The sequence below is a fragment of the Limnohabitans sp. genome (assembly GCF_040400975.1).
Lineage (GTDB): Bacteria > Pseudomonadota > Gammaproteobacteria > Burkholderiales > Burkholderiaceae_C > Limnohabitans_A.
Map to the genome: position 1 here is coordinate 17172 of NZ_JBBAPF010000010.1, position 16155 is coordinate 33326.

The 16155-nt window shown below is 60.1% G+C and carries 13 protein-coding genes; 6 read left to right on the plus strand and 7 right to left on the minus strand.

The genetic code is table 11. The features are described from left to right. Window positions 1–22: 22 nt before the first annotated feature. Window positions 23–289 carry a hypothetical protein gene (locus tag ABWQ00_RS07805; protein ID WP_353238106.1) on the minus strand — a complete coding sequence of 89 codons (267 nt, stop codon included), beginning with the start codon at window positions 287–289 and terminating at the stop codon, window positions 23–25. A 134-nt stretch (window positions 290–423) separates the two neighbouring features. On the opposite strand from ABWQ00_RS07805, the gene ABWQ00_RS07810 reads away from it, so the two are divergent. Further along, window positions 424–1629 (plus strand): pyridoxal phosphate-dependent aminotransferase, encoded by a 1206-nt coding sequence (locus tag ABWQ00_RS07810; RefSeq protein WP_353238107.1) that lies wholly within the window; start codon window positions 424–426, stop codon window positions 1627–1629. A gap of 101 nt (window positions 1630–1730) precedes the next feature. Next, on the plus strand, window positions 1731–2930 hold the full coding sequence (locus ABWQ00_RS07815) for an ABC transporter substrate-binding protein (protein ID WP_353238108.1): 1200 nt from the start codon (window positions 1731–1733) through the stop codon (window positions 2928–2930). 22 nt (window positions 2931–2952) lie between these two features. On the opposite strand, the gene ABWQ00_RS07820 is transcribed toward ABWQ00_RS07815, so the two are convergent. From ABWQ00_RS07820 to ABWQ00_RS07830, 3 genes are all read right to left on the minus strand, one after another. Further along, a complete protein-coding gene (locus tag ABWQ00_RS07820; protein WP_353238109.1) occupies window positions 2953–4554 on the minus strand; it encodes an FMN-binding glutamate synthase family protein in 1602 nt (533 codons plus the stop codon). A gap of 76 nt (window positions 4555–4630) precedes the next feature. Further along, the gene (gene mnmC1, locus ABWQ00_RS07825; protein WP_353238110.1) at window positions 4631–5803 is read right to left on the minus strand and encodes an FAD-dependent 5-carboxymethylaminomethyl-2-thiouridine(34) oxidoreductase MnmC1; all 1173 of its coding nucleotides are present in this window, start codon (window positions 5801–5803) and stop codon (window positions 4631–4633) included. A gap of 36 nt (window positions 5804–5839) precedes the next feature. Then, a complete protein-coding gene (locus ABWQ00_RS07830) occupies window positions 5840–6115 on the minus strand; it encodes an oxidative damage protection protein (protein ID WP_019426046.1) in 276 nt (91 codons plus the stop codon). Window positions 6116–6317: 202 nt separating this feature from the next. On the opposite strand from ABWQ00_RS07830, the gene ABWQ00_RS07835 reads away from it, so the two are divergent. Continuing rightward, entirely contained in the window at window positions 6318–7094 is a 777-nt protein-coding gene (locus tag ABWQ00_RS07835; RefSeq protein ID WP_353238111.1) for a ferredoxin--NADP reductase, read from the plus strand. A gap of 85 nt (window positions 7095–7179) precedes the next feature. Then, window positions 7180–7677 carry a disulfide bond formation protein B gene (locus ABWQ00_RS07840; protein ID WP_353238112.1) on the plus strand — a complete coding sequence of 166 codons (498 nt, stop codon included), beginning with the start codon at window positions 7180–7182 and terminating at the stop codon, window positions 7675–7677. A 3-nt stretch (window positions 7678–7680) separates the two neighbouring features. Here ABWQ00_RS07840 and argA read toward each other — a convergent pair whose 3' ends face one another. From argA to ABWQ00_RS07855, 3 genes are read right to left on the minus strand one after another with little or no spacing between them, the layout of a single operon-like run. After that, window positions 7681–9027 carry an amino-acid N-acetyltransferase gene (argA, locus tag ABWQ00_RS07845; RefSeq protein ID WP_353238113.1) on the minus strand — a complete coding sequence of 449 codons (1347 nt, stop codon included), beginning with the start codon at window positions 9025–9027 and terminating at the stop codon, window positions 7681–7683. 3 nt (window positions 9028–9030) lie between these two features. Next, window positions 9031–9474, minus strand: a complete 444-nt coding sequence (locus tag ABWQ00_RS07850; protein WP_353238114.1) for a PIN domain-containing protein — start codon at window positions 9472–9474, stop codon at window positions 9031–9033. Continuing rightward, the gene (locus ABWQ00_RS07855; protein WP_353238115.1) at window positions 9471–9731 is read right to left on the minus strand and encodes a ribbon-helix-helix protein, CopG family; all 261 of its coding nucleotides are present in this window, start codon (window positions 9729–9731) and stop codon (window positions 9471–9473) included. The genes ABWQ00_RS07850 and ABWQ00_RS07855 overlap by 4 nt, the downstream gene beginning before the upstream one ends. A 154-nt stretch (window positions 9732–9885) precedes the next feature. On the opposite strand from ABWQ00_RS07855, the gene hrpA reads away from it, so the two are divergent. Next, window positions 9886–13803, plus strand: coding sequence for an ATP-dependent RNA helicase HrpA (hrpA, locus tag ABWQ00_RS07860; protein ID WP_502908101.1), 3918 nt, complete (start codon window positions 9886–9888; stop codon window positions 13801–13803). Between the two features lie 84 nt (window positions 13804–13887). Next, complete coding sequence (locus tag ABWQ00_RS07865) at window positions 13888–16098, plus strand: OsmC domain/YcaO domain-containing protein (RefSeq protein WP_353238117.1); 2211 nt, start codon at window positions 13888–13890, stop codon at window positions 16096–16098. Window positions 16099–16155: the final 57 nt, after the last annotated feature.

Here is a 16155-nt window from a genome sequence, read left to right on the forward strand (position 1 = left end):
CCTGAGCAAGGGTCTGACGCCATCAGTTGGCATAGCCTTCACAAGCGCCTGCATTGGGTCGGCCCCGGCATTCGCGAATCAGGCGTTTGTCGCGCTCCGACTTGCTTTCTGCCGAGCCTTTGTCGTTGGGCGACTTGGGTTTTTTGGGCTGTTTGGATTTTTTGGCTGGTTTGTCGGGGGCGGTCACGGCGTTGAAGTTGTCCGTTGCCCCGCTGGCGGGCGTCGCCGCCAACAATCCCAGTCCCAAACCCACGCTGGCCAGCGTCAAGGACCAATGCCTGGTTTTCATGGCGTTCTCCCTGTCTTTTGTTGTGCTGAGCATCATAGGCAAGCCTGGCATATTCGCAAGCACCTGCGCTGTCGAGGTGAAATCCTGTGCAGGAGGTGACTCGTTCAGAACGCGTCAACCATTAGGATGCAGGTATGAACAAAAACACCGTCCCTTTCATGCGCCAGGCCGTCATGGACCTGGAAGAGTCCCGCATCCGCGAAGTTGCCAACGCGGGCATGGACCGTCCCGATGTGCTGGCTTTTTGGTTTGGTGAATCTGACGAAGTGACGCCCGACGTCGTGCGCCAGGCGGCCATCGATTCGCTGCAACAAGGCGAGACTTTTTATTCGCACAACCTGGGCCTGCCAGAACTGCGACAGGCCGTCTCTGCGTACATGTCGACCCTGCATGGCCAAAGCCAAGTGATAGGCGTGGACCGGCTGGCCATCACCTCGGGCGGCGTGAATGCGCTGATGCTGGCCGCGCAAGCCCTGATCGATGCCGGTGACGAAGTGGTTGCCGTCACGCCCGTGTGGCCCAACCTGACGGCACAGGCTTTGGTGATGGGCGCGAATTTGAAGTGCGTGTCGCTGCGGCCTGAGAATGGCCAGTGGCAGCTCGACATGGCCGCGCTCAAAGCCGCTATCACGCCCGACACCCGAGTGCTCATCGTCAACTCGCCCAACAATCCCACGGGCTGGACACTCAGCCGCAATGAGCAGGCCGACATTCTGGCCCACTGCCGCAGCACCGGCACCTGGGTGCTGGCCGACGAGGTTTACGAGCGCCTCTATTACGAAACCGACACCGCCAACGGCTGCGCCCCGTCGTTTTTGGATGTGTCTCAGCCCGACGACCGCCTGGTGGTGGTACACAGTTTTTCCAAGAGCTTTTTGATGACCGGCTGGCGCTTGGGTTGGTTGGTCATGCCCGCCGCCATGACGCCGCACATGGGCAAGCTGATCGAGTTCAACACCTCTTGCGCTTCGGTGTTCACCCAAAAGGCGGGGGTGGTGGCGCTGCAACACACCGCCGACATCACGCCACGCGTGGTGGCCCACCTCAAAGCTTGCCGCGACACTTTGGTGCCCCTGCTGCAAGCCGTGCCGGGCGTGCAACTGGCCCCAGCACGTGGCGGCATGTACGCGTTTTTCAGACTCGAAGGGCACCCCGATTCGGTGCAGACGGCCAAACGCCTAGTGGCCGAAGCCGGTCTGGGTCTGGCTCCCGGCGAGGCCTTTGCCCCCGAGGCGGCAGGATGGCTGCGCTGGTGTTTTGCGTCCAAAGACTTGGCGCGTTTACAGCAGGGCGTTGAGCGTTTGACGACTTGGCTGGCCAAGAACCAAGCTAACCCATGAAGAGGCCGTGATCCAAGGCGGGGGCTTATGTCCCCAAAGCGACAAGTTTTTGATGCGCTGGTACAGTCGGCGTTTTTGCTTTTGAGCCTTGGAAAAATCCCATGAATCGCCTCATTGCCGTCGGTTTGTTGTTCGCCGCCGCTGCTGCGCCCGTTGTCGCCCAAACACCCATCAAGATTGGTGAAATCAACAGTTACTCGTCTATGCCCCAATTCACCCAGCCCTATCGGCAAGGCTGGCAGTTGGCGGTCGAGGAAATCAACGCTCAGGGCGGCTTGTTGGGGCGCAAGATTGAAGTGATCGCCCGTGACGATGCCGGCAAGCCCGACGAAGCACTGCGCCACGCGATTGAGCTGACTTCCAAGGAGAAGGTCGACATTTTGGCGGGGGGCTTTTTGTCCAATGTGGGCTTGGCCTTGGCCGACCATGCAGTCAAAAACAAGCGCTTGTTCATTGCCAGCGAGCCTCTGACCGATGCCATCGTTTGGGACAAAGGCAACCGTTACACCTTTCGCCTGCGTGCCAGCACCTACATGCAAGCGTCCATGTTGGTCGATGAAGCGGCCAAGATGCCCGCCAAGCGCTGGGCCACGATCGCGCCCAACTACGAATATGGCCAAAGCTCGGTGGCCAGCTTCAAGGAGTTGCTCAAGGCCAAGCGCCCGGATGTCGAGTTTGTGAGCGAGCAATGGCCGGCACTGGGCAAGATCGATGCGGGCAGTACCCTCACCGCGACCATGGCCGCCAAGCCCGATGCCGTCTTCAACGTGACCTTTGGTGCCGACTTGGCCAAGCTGGTGCGCGAGGGCAACCAGCGCAATATTTTCCCCAAGACACCGGTCGTGTCCATGCTGTCGGGCGAGCCGGAGTACCTGGAAGTCCTGAAAGACGAAACCCCTAAGGGCTGGATCGTGACCGGTTATCCCTGGGACCAGATCGACACCCGAGAGCACGCCAGCTTTGCGGCCAACTACTACCGAAAGTTTGGTGAAAACCCCAAACTCGGCTCGGTGGTGGGCTATGCCACCATGCAGTCCATTTTTGCAGGCATCAAAAAAGCGGGCAGCGTGGACAACGAAAAACTGGTCATGGCCATGCGTGGCCTGAAGTTCAACACGCCGTTTGGACCGGCAGAATTCCGCGCCATTGACCAGCAATCCACCATGGGCGCGTATGTGGGCAAACTCGATTTGCGCGGTGGCAAGGGCACCATGGTGCAATGGCGCTATGCCGATGGCAAAAACCATCTGCCCACCGATGCCTATGTCAGGGCACGTCGACCTGCCGATGCGATGAAGTGACGGGACACAACCCGGTGCGGGTTCAACTCGGGGGCATCCCCCAATGCTGGGCCTGACTCTGTGGCCAGAATTCGGCAAATGGACTCGGCAACCCCAGTCCTGCGCCATCGGCCAACAATTGCTCCGGGCGCAAGGTGTCAATGCAAGAGGCCAAACTGCAGGCCTGCCCCTTGGGGTTGCGCATCATCAAGTGATGCGCAGTGATGTCGCCAGGCTTTTGCAGGCCGGCTGAGCCCACCAGATCGGCCAGAGCATGCAAGGTGTTGGCATGGAAGTAGTACACCCGCTCGGCTTTGTCGGTGACCACAATGGCGCGCTGACGCACCGGGTCTTGCGTGGCCACGCCCGTGGGGCAATGGTCGGTGTGGCAGCTGCGTGACTGAATACAGCCCAGCGCAAACATGAAGCCCCGCGCCGAATTGCACCAATCGGCGCCCAGTGCCAAGCAGCGTGCGATGTCAAAAGCCGAGATCACCTTGCCCGAAGCGCCAATCTTGATGCGCTCGCGCAGACCCGCGCCCACCAAACTGTTGTGCACCAAGCGCAGCCCGTCGCGCAGCGGCATGCCCACATGGTCGGCAAACTCGATCGGGGCCGCGCCAGTGCCGCCTTCTGAGCCATCCACCACGATGAAGTCGGGTGTTTGACCCGTGACCAGCATGGCTTTGACGATGGAAAACCATTCGGCCGGATGCCCCACACACAGCTTGATGCCGACCGGTTTGCCGCCAGACAGTTGGCGCAATTGGGTGATGAAATTCAACAACTCGATGGGGGTCGAAAAGGCCGAGTGTCGGGCCGGCGAGACGCAATCTTGCCCCATGGGTACGCCCCGTGCTTCGGCAATCTCTGGACTCACCTTGGCTTTGGGCAGCACGCCACCGTGGCCGGGCTTGGCCCCTTGAGACAGCTTGACCTCGATCATCTTGACCTGCGACGACAGGGCTTGCAGCGCAAAGCGCTCGGGGTCAAAGTGGCCTTCAGGCGTGCGGCAACCAAAGTAACCGGAGGCGATTTGCCAGATCAGGTCGCCGCCGTGTTCGCGGTGGTGGCGAGAGATGCTGCCTTCGCCCGTGTCGTGCGCAAAGCCGCCCATGGCGGCACCCCGGTTCAAGGCTTTCACGGCGTTGGGCGAAAGGGCTCCAAAGCTCATGCCTGAAATGTTGAGCAGAGACAAGTCATAGCTTTGGGCGCATTGGCCTTCGCCCACCCTCACCTTGAATGTGGCCGGATCGGGTTGCACGGGCTGCAATGAATGGGCAATCCATTCAGTGTCCGGGCTGTACATGTCTTTGATGCTGCCAAAACCGCGTTTGTCGTTTTCGACTTTGGAGCGGGCGTACACCATGGCCCTTTGGTTGCGCGAAAACGGGAGCTTTTCCTCATCGTTTTCCAAAAAGTACTGCCGCAACTCCGGCCGGATGTATTCCAGTGCGTAACGCAGGCGGCCTGTCAGGGGGTAGTTGCGGCGCACGGCCTGTTTGATTTGCCTGAAGTCCAGCCAGCCCAAAACAAACAACACGCCGAAGACTGCGCTGGCCCAAGGCGATAAAGGCCAAAACACCAGGGCCAGCGGGGCAGTGAGTAACCATGGCAAGTAGCGGTACAGGGATTGACGGGCCATGAGCGGATCTCCTGGTTGAAACCATCACCACAACTGGTAGTGGGAAGACCAATCCTAGTAGTTTTTGGTGATTTTGTTAAATTGAGGCGGTCGCATAGCGCTGCGCTGCCAAATGCTTGACCAAAGCCGAGGTCAATGGCAAGGGTTCGCGGCTCATCCACGCAGCTGTGAGTTCTCCGCAAAGCACCGCCAAGCTGATGCCCCGCGCGCCCATGCCAGCGCTGATCCAAAGGCCCGGCAGCCGCTGTGGGTCAACGGGCCCCACCGCAGGCAGACGGTTGGGCAAGGTGCAGCGCAGACCGGCCCAGCCCATCACCCGATCAGGCCCAAATTGACTGGCCATGGCTTGGCCTAAGTGGGGCAGCAGCGTGGCCAAGCGCACCTGGTTGGCGGCGTGGTCTTCGGTGCGCACAGGAGCTTGTTCGCAGTTGCGCTCAAAGCTTGAACCGATGTACCAGCCCAGCGGGCCCTCTGGCGTGGGCACGCCACTGATGAAGCTGCCGTGGCCGTTGACTGGGAAAGGCGGTAAGGCGGGTGGGGTGTGGGGGCTCCAATCAGCCTTTAAATCGGACATCAGCCCGTAGCTGACCTGTCCGCGCAAGGGGTTGAGGGGCACCGCAAAGCCGGGCAGAGGCCGCAGCAAAGCCAAACTGTCGAAGGCGCTGGCCACCACCAAAAAACGGGATTGGGCCAAGGTCTGGCCTTGGGCATCGGTCACGGTCCACAAATCGCCTTGACGCTCGATGGCCTGCACATCTTGGCTCCAGTGAACACGCACACCCGGTGTTTGCAGTTGCGCGGCCACCAGTTGCCGGGGCCGAATCCAGCCCGCTTGTGCATGCCAAATGGCTGGGGTGCCGGGGGGCAGTCCCGCCGCGGCAATTTGGGCGTCGCTTGCCGGGCTGCTGTGGTGATCAGCGGCGTCTGCAGGCAAGCGGCGTTTGCCCGCCATGTTGTGCTCCAAAACACCCGTCAAGGCCCAGTCGGTGCCGGTTTTCAGCAAAGCTTGGGCGCGGTGCAATGTGGCCTCGACTCCCGCGCGCGTGATGCGTGACAGCACGTTGTCATCGGGTGAGACGTGGGGCGCAGCCAAACCCACAGGCAAGCCCGAAGCGCCGGCACCCAGGCCTCGGGCCCGGTCGAGTACCGTGACCGACCAGCCCCGGTGGGCCAAACTGAAAGCGACCGCAGACCCTGACAAGCCCGCGCCAATGACCAAAGCATCGCGAGGGTCGGCAAAGAGGCTCAAAGGTTCAAAGTGGGAGGTCAGAAGATCAGCAAACGATCAGCTGGCGGCTGGGGGCACGTAGCCTTGAGCGGCATCGGCACCATCGCCAAAAAAGTGGTTTTCCATCTGACGGGCCAAGTACTGGCGAGCACGCAGATCGGCCAGGTTGAGGCGGTTTTCGTTGACCAGCATGGTTTGGTGTTTGAGCCAATCCCCCCAGGCTTGCTTGCTCACGCCTTCCCAGATGCGCTTGCCCAAATCGCCGGGGTAGGGCGGAAAATCCAAACCTTCAGCTTCTTTGCCGAGTTTGATGCATTGAACGGTGCGTGCCATGGTGTTGTCTTGCCTTGATCTGTCTTAAGAAGCGCTGGTTATACGGATATAGAATTTCAGTATTTCCAGTTGAAAGCCGATCACACGACAATGCGGTTTGTTGCGATTTTCGTGTGGTCTTGCAGGCCTTAAATGTAGCAAGCTTTCAGCATCCCCCAAGGGCATTGGGTCTCTCCGGCCTCCCAACACACACCAATATCAAATGAGTGCTTTTCTTGAAGAACGCGTTTTGAGCGTCCACCATTGGACCGACCGTCTGTTCAGTTTCACCACCACCCGCGACCAGGCCCTGCGCTTTTCAAACGGTCACTTCACCATGATTGGCTTGCGTGGCGACAACGGCAAACCGCTGCTGCGCGCTTACTCCATTGCCAGCGCAAACTACGAAGAGTACCTGGAGTTCTTGAGCATCAAGGTGCCTGATGGTCCATTGACCTCCAAGTTGCAGCACATCCAAGTGGGCGACACCATCATCGTGGGCCGCAAGCCTACTGGCACCTTGCTGTGCGACTATTTATTGCCTGGTAAAAACCTGTACCTGATGGGTACAGGCACCGGCTTGGCGCCGTTCATGAGCATCATCCGCGACCCCGAAACCTACGAGCGCTTTGAAAAAGTGATCCTGGTGCATGGCGTTCGCCAAGTCAATGAACTGGCTTACCACGACTACATCACGCAAGAGCTGCCCGCCCACGAGTTTTTGGGCGAGATGGTCAGCCAGCAGCTGCTGTACTACCCCACCGTGACCCGCGAGCCTTATAAAAACCAAGGCCGCGTGACCGAGCTGATTGAAAACGGCAAATTGTTTGCCGATCTGGGTCTTCCCCCGCTCAACCCCGAGGCCGACCGCGTGATGATTTGCGGCTCGCCCGAAATGCTGAAAGACCTCAAACGCATTTGCGAAGAGCGCGGTTTGAAAGAGGGCAACACCAGCACGCCCGGTGCTTTCGTCATTGAGCGGGCATTTGCAGAATCCTGAGCCCCTTGGGACTTTGTCTGCCAGCGCCCCAAACCATTCATGACCACGGGGGCAAAATGCCCTTGTTGTGATTCAAAAAGTACCCATGAACCTGTCTTCTGTTTCACCCCAACGCTGGATGCTTTGGATTGCCTTGTCAGGCATCGGCATGCTGGTGTTCGGCCTGTATTTGCAGCATGTGGTGGGGCTGAACCCTTGCCCCATGTGCATTGTGCAGCGCTACGCCTTGATTGGCGTGGCGGTGTTGGCCTTGATAGGCTGGCGTTTGCGTGGAAAAGGCTTGGTCGTATCCAGCCTGCTTTTGACACTCACAGCGGGCTTTGGCGCCTTCACCGCCGCTCGCCAAAGCTGGCTGCAGTGGTACCCGCCCGAGGTGGTCAACTGCGGACGCGACTTTTATGGCATGGTCGAAAACTTTCCCCTCAACCGCGCCATTCCCATGATCTTCAAAGGCAGCGGTGACTGCAGCAAGATCGACTGGGTCTTTTTGGGCGGATCACTCGCCAATTGGTCGTTTGCGGCCTTTGTCGTTTTCGCCCTCATGGGCTTGACCATCGCCGTTCAGGTTTGGCGCCAGCGCTGAAACTCAGAGTTTCTTGACCAGCACCTGGCTCTTGCGATCCCAGTTGTATTTGCGTTTGCGCGCTTCGGGCAGCCAGTCGGGGTCCACCTGCACAAAGCCGCGCTTGATGAACCAGTGCATGGTGCGCGTGGTCAGCACAAAGATGCTTTTGATCCCCATGGCGCGGGCGCGTTGTTCGATGCGCTTGAGCACTTTTTCGCCATCGCCCTGACCTTGCGACTGGGGCGACACGGTGAGCGCCGCCATCTCTGCCGTCTTGGCTTCGGGGTAGGGGTAAAGCGCAGCGCAGGCAAAGATCACGCCGTCGTGGTCGATGATGGTGTAGTGGTCGATGTCGCGCTCGATCTCGGTGCGGTCGCGTTTGACCAGCGTGCCGTCTTTCTCGAAAGGCTCGATCAATTGCAAAATGCCACCCACGTCATCGGCCGTGGCTTCGCGCAGCTCTTCGAGCTTTTCATCGATCACCATGGTGCCGATGCCGTCGTGCACATAAACCTCTAAAAGCAGCGAGCCGTCTACCGCAAAGGGTAGGATATGCGAGCGCTCCACGCCTTCTTCGCAGGCTTTGACGCAATGCTGCAAGTAAAAGCCGATGTCGGTCGGCTCGTTAGGCCGGGGCAGCGAGGCCAGCAACTGTTTGGCCGCGGCCAAAGGCAGCTCGGTGTCGATGGGGTTGTCGTCGCTTGCAGGCTCGTTTGGCTGCATGCGGATACCCGGGATTTCGGTCACAAAAATCAGCTTGTCGGCCTGCAGCTCGGTGGCTACGCTGGTGGCCACTTCTTCCATGGCCAGGTTGAAGGCCTCGCCCGTGGGAGAAAAACCAAAGGGCGACAGCAGCACCATCGCGCCCATGTCCAGCGTGCGCATGATGCCGTCCACATCCACCTTGCGTACCAGACCCGAATGGATGAAATCCACGCCGTCCACAATGCCCACAGGCCTGGCCGTGATGAAGTTGCCCGATAACACCCGCACGGTGGAGCCTGCCATGGGCGTGTTGGGCAGGCCCTGGCTGAAAGCGGCTTCAATCTCGTAGCGCAGCTGGCCTGCAGCCTCTTGCGCGCAGTCCAAAGCCACGCTGTCGGTGATGCGGATGCCATGCGAATACTTGGGCGTGTGACCCTTGGCGGCCAGTTGTTCGTTGACCTGAGGGCGAAAGCCATGCACCAGCACAATCTTGACGCCCATGCTCTGGATCAGCGCCAGGTCTTGCGCCAGGTTTTGCAGCTTGCCCGCCGCGATGGCCTCGCCCGCGATGCCGACCACAAAGGTCTTGCCACGGTGCATGTGGATGTAAGGCGCCACCGACCGGAACCAGGGCACGAAGGTGAAGTTAAAAACTGTGGACATGGGCTAGCGGCTTAACAAATAGAGGTTGTCAGAAGGGAGGAGTTTTTTGAAGTCACGGTCAAACGTGTGAACAACCTCGCCCAATTGCAAAGCAGAAGCAGCGATCCACGCATCGGAGACCAGATTGGTCGTCACAGCGGCCTGCAGACACAAATCTCTGAAGCCTGGCCACTGGCTACCTGCGGCCTGAAAAACCACACCGGGTGAAGTCAGCAGCGCGTCTACAAAATCCATGACCTGCTGCAAGGAACTGGGGAGGATGAAAATTTGCGCGTTGGTCACGATGCGAATAAATCCTGCGACGACCGGTCCCAACAGGATAATGGTCGGCATTGTTGGATGCTTTGAAGCCATTTCCAATTGCACTTGTAAATGGTTAAAAGCCAGGGCGTGGTGTGGGTGATCCAACCGCATGGCGGCGACCAGCAGATTGACGTCGGGGGTCATGCCCGAAATTTGTATTCAGCGGCGTCCATGGCATCAAACATGGACCGATTGCTGCAAGGGTCAATGCCAGGCTGCAAACCGCCGCTGCCGCCGGTGGGCAGCTTGGGAATCACCGCAGGTGCGGCTGGCATGTCTTGTCTGACGTAAGCAGCCAGCATCTCGCGCACCTTGGCGCTTAAGGATGTGCCTTCTTGTATGGCCTTGATGCGGGCTTGTTTGACGAGGTTTTCGTCGAGAGAAATGGTCAGGTTGGTCATCCAAAACCTCCAAGTTGAAAGTTCACGTAAATCAGTGTAGCACGTGAACACGTGCCGTGGGATAATCCAGCCTGTGACCGAGTCTGCAAACCCCATTTCCCTCCAAATCGACTTCCCCGAAGGCCTGCCGGTCTCGGCCCGCCGTGAAGAAATCATGGCCGCCATGGACCAGCACCAGGTCATCATCGTCTGCGGCGAAACCGGCTCGGGCAAGACCACGCAGCTGCCCAAGATTGCGCTGATGCTGGGGCGTGGCAAGCTCAACGCCAAGCCAGGCGAGCGGGCCCGCCTGATCGGCCACACCCAGCCACGCCGCATTGCGGCCAGTTCGGTGGCCAAGCGCATTGCCGAAGAACTCAGGACCCCGCTGGGCGAGGTGGTGGGTTTCAAGGTGCGATTCCAAGACCGTTTGAGCAAAAACGCCTCGGTCAAGCTCATGACCGACGGCATCTTGCTGGCCGAAACCCAGACCGACCCGCTGCTGCAGGCCTATGACACCCTCATCATCGACGAGGCGCACGAACGCAGCCTGAACATCGACTTTTTGCTCGGTTACCTGCGCCAAATCCTGCCGCGCAGGCCGGACCTGAAGATCGTCGTCACCTCGGCCACCATCGATGCCGACCGCTTTGCCAAGCACTTTGCGTCTCGCCAGGGCCCGGCCCCGGTGATCATGGTCTCGGGCCGCACCTTCCCGGTGGAGCAGCGCTACCGCCCTTTTGAAGAATCGCGTGACAACGGCCTGAATGAGGCCATGGCCGATGCGGTGGACGAACTCTGGCAGGGCGGGGCAGGGGGCGACATCCTGATCTTTTTGCCCGGCGAGCGCGAAATCCGCGAGGCCGCCGACCACCTGCGCAAACACTTGGCGCACCAGCCGCTCACACGCCATGCCGAAGTGCTGCCCCTGTTTGCCCGCCTGTCGCAGGCCGAGCAAGACCAAATTTTTGAAGCATCGAACGGCCGCCGAATCGTGCTGGCCACCAACGTGGCTGAGACCTCACTGACGGTACCCGGTATCCGCTATGTGATCGACGCAGGCACTGCCCGTGTCAAGCGCTACAGCCTGCGCAGCAAGGTCGAGCAGCTTCTGGTCGAGCCCATCAGCCAGGCGGCGGCCAACCAGCGTGCCGGCCGCTGCGGCCGTGTGGCCAACGGCATCTGCATCCGCCTGTACGACGACAAAGACTTTGCAGACCGCCCGCGCTTCACCGACCCGGAAATCTTGCGCTCATCCTTGGCGGGCGTGATCTTGCGCATGAAGTCGCTGCATCTGGGTGTGGTGGAAGACTTCCCCTTCATCGAAGCACCGTCCAAACGCGCGATCACCGACGGCTACCAACTGCTGGCCGAGCTGGGCGCGGTGAACGACGACAACGAACTCACCCCCATTGGCCAAGAACTGGCCCGGCTGCCGCTGGACCCGCGTGTGGGCCGCATGATTTTGGAAGCACGTCATCGCAACGCCCTGGACGAAGTGTTGGTGATTGCCAGCGCCATGAGCGTGCAAGACGTGCGCGACCGCCCCATGGACGCCCAAGCCCAGGCCGACCAACAACACGCCAAGTTCGACGACGACAAAAGCGAGTTCACCGGCTACCTGAAGCTGTGGAAATGGATCCACGACGCCCGAGGCGGCCCCTCCAAATCAATGGGGGTCAGATCTCAATTCAATTCCTCAGGCCAGCCGGGGCAAAACAATCGGGATCTGACCCCAATTAAAGATGCCTCGCAGCACAAGCTGAGCAACCGCCAATACGAGCAACTGCTGCGCCAGAACTTCATCAATGTGCGCCGCGTGCGCGAGTGGCGCGACACACACACCCAACTGCTCACCGTGGTGACCGAGCACCAATGGCGCATCAACACGCAGCCTGCCAGTTATGAGCAACTGCACCTGTCCATGCTGTCGGGTTTGCTGGGCAATGTAGGCTACAAGCTCGAAGACGAAGAAGCCTATTTGGGCGCACGCGGCATCAAGTTCCACAAACATCCCGGCGCGCACCTGCGCAAGAAGCCGGGGCGTTGGATCGTGGTGGCCGAATTGGTGGAAACCACGCGCCTGTTTGGCCGGGGCATCGCGGCGATTGAGCCGCAGTGGCTGGAGCAAGTCGGCGCGCACCTGCTGCGCAAACAAGTGCTCGACCCGCATTGGGAAAAGAAATCGGCCGAAGTGGTGGCGCTGGAACGCGCCACCCTCTATGGCTTGGTGGTCTACAGCGGGCGGCGCACGGCTTACAGCCGGGTGGATCTGCACGGCGCACGGGAGATCTTCATCCGCGAAGCGCTGGTGGGCAGCCAGTGGGAAACCAAGCTGCCGTTTTTGGCGGCGAACCACAAGATGATCGCCAAGGTCGAAGAGTTGGAACACAAGTCGCGCCGCCAAGACGTGTTGGTGGACGACGAGCTGATCTACGCCTTCTATGACCAGCAAATTCCGCCCGAGGTGTGCAGCGGCCGCCTGCTGGAAGACTGGTACCGCAACGAGAGCACCAAGCAACCACGCCTTTTGCTGTTGACCCGCGAAGAGCTGATGCGCCACGAAGCCGCGGGCATCACCACGCAGGCTTTTCCCAAACAGATCCGTTTGGGTGGGACCGATTGCACGGCGAGCTATCTGCATGAGCCGGGCGATGCCCGCGATGGCGTGACGGTGACGGTGCCGTTGTTCGTGCTGAACCAAGTGAGCGAAGACCGCTGCGAATGGCTGGTGCCCGGCCTGCTCAAAGACAAGATCCAGGCCTTGCTCAAAAGCCTGCCGCAGCGCCCTCGCAGTCGCTTTGTGCCCCTGCCCGAGTCGGCCACGCGCTTGGCCGCCGAACTGTCAGAGCCGGAGTTGTTTGGTGCCGGATCACTCACCGACGTGCTGCTCAAAAAAACCCGCGACGAAACCAGCCTGGACATCAAGCGCACCGACTTCAAACACGAGATGCTCAGCCCGCATTTGTTCATGAACCTGCTGGTGGTGGACGAGCACGGTCGCCAACTCGGCATGGGCCGCAACTTGGGCGCGCTCAAAGCCGAGTTGGGTGCCAAGGCGCGTGGTGCGTTTCAGGCGCTGGCGCAGCTGAAGACTCATAAATTGGGGTCTGACCCCAATTCCTTGCCTGAATCCAATGGGATTAGATCTCGATTGTCCGAAGGCAATCGGGCTCTGCCCTCCATGGATGCCAAGCCAGAACCCAAACGTCAAAACGCCCAGGCCCAACAAGCCCCCATCGCCCCCCAGCGCTACACCACCTGGACCTTTGGCGAACTGCCCGAGCTGATGGAAATCAGCAAAGGCGGGCAGACCCTGATCGGCTTCCCAGCCTTGGTGGACATGCAAGACGCCGTGACCATCGAGGTGTTTGACGAGCCCGACGCGGCCGCCAGCAAAAATCGCGCGGGTCTGCGCCGCCTGTTTGCGCTGCAAATCAAAGACGCCCTCAAGTACTTGGAAAAAAACATCCCCGACCTGCAAAAAATGGCCGTGGCCTACATGCCGCTGGGTACCGCCGACGAGCTGAAAAGCCAGATCATCGACGTGGCGCTGGACCGTGCCTTCTTGCTCGACCCTCTGCCCAACGACGAGACCACGTTCAAGCGCCGCATCGAAGAAGGTCGGGGCCGCTTGACCTTGATCGCCAATGAAGTGGCCCGACTCGCGGGCAGCATCTTGCTGGAGTTTGGCGCGGCCACCCGCAAGATCAAGGACACCAAAAACGCGCCCGACGCGACGGCAGACTGCACCCAGCAACTGCAGCGCCTGATGCCCAAAAACTTCATGGCCGCCACCCCTTGGCCGCAGCTGCAGCACTGCGCCCGCTACCTCAAGGCCATCACCCTGCGCCTCGATAAACACCGCGCCGACCCTGCCCGCGACGCCCAGCGCCTGACCGAGCTGAAACCGCAAGAACAACGCTACTGGCGCCTGGTAGCCGAACGCAAAGGCGCCCAAGACGCCCGCATGCTGGAGTTTCGCTGGTTACTCGAAGAACTGCGCGTGAGCTTCTTCGCGCAAGAGCTGCGCACCCCGCAGCCGGTCAGCATCAAGCGGCTGGAGAAAGCTTGGGGGCAGTTGAACCATTGAGGGCATGATGCGCACACGGGTGGGGTACAGATGCCGACCAACACACCTATTCATCAATGTACAAACCATATTTGGGAATTTCCCATGGAAATCAAAGTCAACTTTCTCGACAAGCTGCGCCTGGAGGCCAAGTTTGACGACTTCACCGTGCTCGCCGATCAGCCCATCCGTTACAAGGGCGATGGCTCGGCGCCGGGGCCGTTTGATTATTTTTTGGCCTCGTCGGCTTTGTGCGCGGCGTATTTTGTGAAGCTGTATTGCGAGACGCGCGGCATCTCCACCGAGCACATTCGCCTCTCGCAAAACAACATCGTGGACCCCGACAACCGCTACCTGCAGACCATCAAGATCCAGGTGGAGTTGCCAGCCGACATGTCCGACAAAGACCGCCTGGGCATCTTGCGGTCCATTGACCGCTGCACGGTCAAAAAGGCGATCCAAGCGGGACCCACCTTCATCGTTGAGGCGGTGGACAACGTGGATGCCGACGCGCAGGCCTTGCTCACCCTCAACCCCGATGCGCAAACGCAGACCCGCATCGCGGGCAAGGACTTGCCGCTGGAGCAGACCATCGCCAACATGACGGCGGTGTTGGCCAATTTGGGCATCAAGATCGAGATCGCGTCGTGGCGCAACCTGGTGCCCAACGTCTGGTCGCTGCACATCCGCGACGCGCATTCGCCGATGTGCTTCACCAACGGCAAGGGCTCCACCAAAGAAAGCGCCTTGGCCTCGGCGCTGGGCGAATACATCGAGCGGCTGAACAACAACCACTTTTATGCGGGCGTTTTTTTTGGCGAAGACATCGCACAAGCGGATTTTGTGCACGACCCCCAGGAGCGCTGGTTCCAGCCCGGCAAACGCGACGCGCTGCCCAAAGGCTTGTTGGACGCGCACTGCTTGCGCATTTACAACCCAGACGGCGAGTTGCGCGCCTCGCACCTGTTCGACACCAACTCCGGCAATCCCTCGCGCGGCATTTGTGCGCTGCCCTATGTGCGCCAATCCGACGGGGAAGTGGTGTACTTCCCCTCCAACTTGGTGGAAAACCTGTTTGTGAGCAACGGCATGAGCGCAGGCAACACGCTGGCCGAAGCGCAGGTGCAGTGCCTGTCGGAAATTTTTGAGCGGGCCGTCAAGCGCGAGATCATCGAAAGAGAAATGGCCTTGCCCGATGTGCCGCAGGCCGTGTTGGCCCAATACCCTGGCATCGTGGCGGGCATCGAGGCCTTGGAGGCTCAGGGTTTCCCGGTCTTGGTCAAAGACGCGTCGCTGGGCGGGGTGTACCCTGTGATGTGCGTGACGCTGATGAACCCGCGCACGGGCGGTGTGTTCGCTTCATTTGGCGCGCACCCCCGCTTGGAGGTGGCGCTGGAGCGCAGCCTGACCGAGCTGCTGCAGGGCCGCAGTTTTGAGGGCCTGAACGACTTGCCCGCGCCCACTTTCATCAGCAACGCGGTGACCGAGCCGAACAACTTTGTGGAGCACTTCATCGACTCCAGCGGGGTGGTGTCGTGGCGATTTTTCAGCGCCCAGGCCGACCACGATTTTGTGGAGTGGGACTTTGCGGGGGAGGGCGTTGACGCCACCGCGCAAGAGGCCACCACGTTGTTTGGCATCTTGCAGGCCATGGGCAAAGAAGCCTATGTGACGGTGCACGACCAACTGGGCGCCACCGCCTGCCGCATCTTGGTGCCGGGGTATTCTGAGGTCTACCCGGTGGACGACTTGATCTGGGACAACACCAACAAAGCGCTCTTGTTCCGCGCCGATGTGCTCAACCTGCACCGTCTGGACGACGAAGCCTTGGCGGCATTGCAGGGCCGCTTGGAGAACAACGAGCTCGACGACTACCTCGACATCGCCACCCTGATCGGCATTGAGTTTGACGACAACACGGTGTGGGGGCAGCTCACGGTGATGGAGCTCAAGCTGCTCATTCACCTGGCGTTGCATCAGCTGGAAGAAGCCCACGAACTGGTAGGCGCTTTCTTGCAATACAACGACAACACCGTGGAGCGCCGCTTGTTTTACCAAGCCCTGAACGTGGTGCTGGAAGTCACGTTGGGCGAGGACTTGGCGCTAGAAGACTACGTGGTGAACTTCAGGCGCATGTTTGGCGACGAGCGCATGATTGCTGCCACTGGCTCGGTGGACGGCAGCGTGCGCTTCCATGGGCTCACGCCCACCAGCCTCAAGATGGAAACGCTGGACCGCCACCAGCGCTTGCTAGACAGCTACAAAAAACTGCACGCGGCGCGGTCGCGTGCGGCAGCGAAGCCAAGCTTGGTTTGAGCCCAGCGCGCAGGCTGTGTGAATTGATCAACAGACGTTGGCAACTTGAAAAATTAA

What these genes read in the sequence shown, in the direction of transcription:
- ABWQ00_RS07830 (WP_019426046.1), bottom strand. Translation starts at nt 6,115, where the DNA reads ATGGCACGCACCGTTCAATGCATCAAACTCGGCAAAGAAGCTGAAGGT.
- ABWQ00_RS07855 (WP_353238115.1), bottom strand. Translation starts at nt 9,731, where the DNA reads ATGACCAACCTGACCATTTCTCTCGACGAAAACCTCGTCAAACAAGCC.
- ABWQ00_RS07865 (WP_353238117.1), top strand. Translation starts at nt 13,888, where the DNA reads ATGGAAATCAAAGTCAACTTTCTCGACAAGCTGCGCCTGGAGGCCAAG.
- ABWQ00_RS07840 (WP_353238112.1), top strand. Translation starts at nt 7,180, where the DNA reads ATGAACCTGTCTTCTGTTTCACCCCAACGCTGGATGCTTTGGATTGCC.
- ABWQ00_RS07820 (WP_353238109.1), bottom strand. Translation starts at nt 4,554, where the DNA reads ATGGCCCGTCAATCCCTGTACCGCTACTTGCCATGGTTACTCACTGCC.
- hrpA (WP_502908101.1), top strand. Translation starts at nt 9,886, where the DNA reads ATGGCCGCCATGGACCAGCACCAGGTCATCATCGTCTGCGGCGAAACC.
- argA (WP_353238113.1), bottom strand. Translation starts at nt 9,027, where the DNA reads ATGTCCACAGTTTTTAACTTCACCTTCGTGCCCTGGTTCCGGTCGGTG.
- ABWQ00_RS07815 (WP_353238108.1), top strand. Translation starts at nt 1,731, where the DNA reads ATGAATCGCCTCATTGCCGTCGGTTTGTTGTTCGCCGCCGCTGCTGCG.
- ABWQ00_RS07810 (WP_353238107.1), top strand. Translation starts at nt 424, where the DNA reads ATGAACAAAAACACCGTCCCTTTCATGCGCCAGGCCGTCATGGACCTG.
- ABWQ00_RS07805 (WP_353238106.1), bottom strand. Translation starts at nt 289, where the DNA reads ATGAAAACCAGGCATTGGTCCTTGACGCTGGCCAGCGTGGGTTTGGGA.
- ABWQ00_RS07835 (WP_353238111.1), top strand. Translation starts at nt 6,318, where the DNA reads ATGAGTGCTTTTCTTGAAGAACGCGTTTTGAGCGTCCACCATTGGACC.
- ABWQ00_RS07850 (WP_353238114.1), bottom strand. Translation starts at nt 9,474, where the DNA reads ATGACCCCCGACGTCAATCTGCTGGTCGCCGCCATGCGGTTGGATCAC.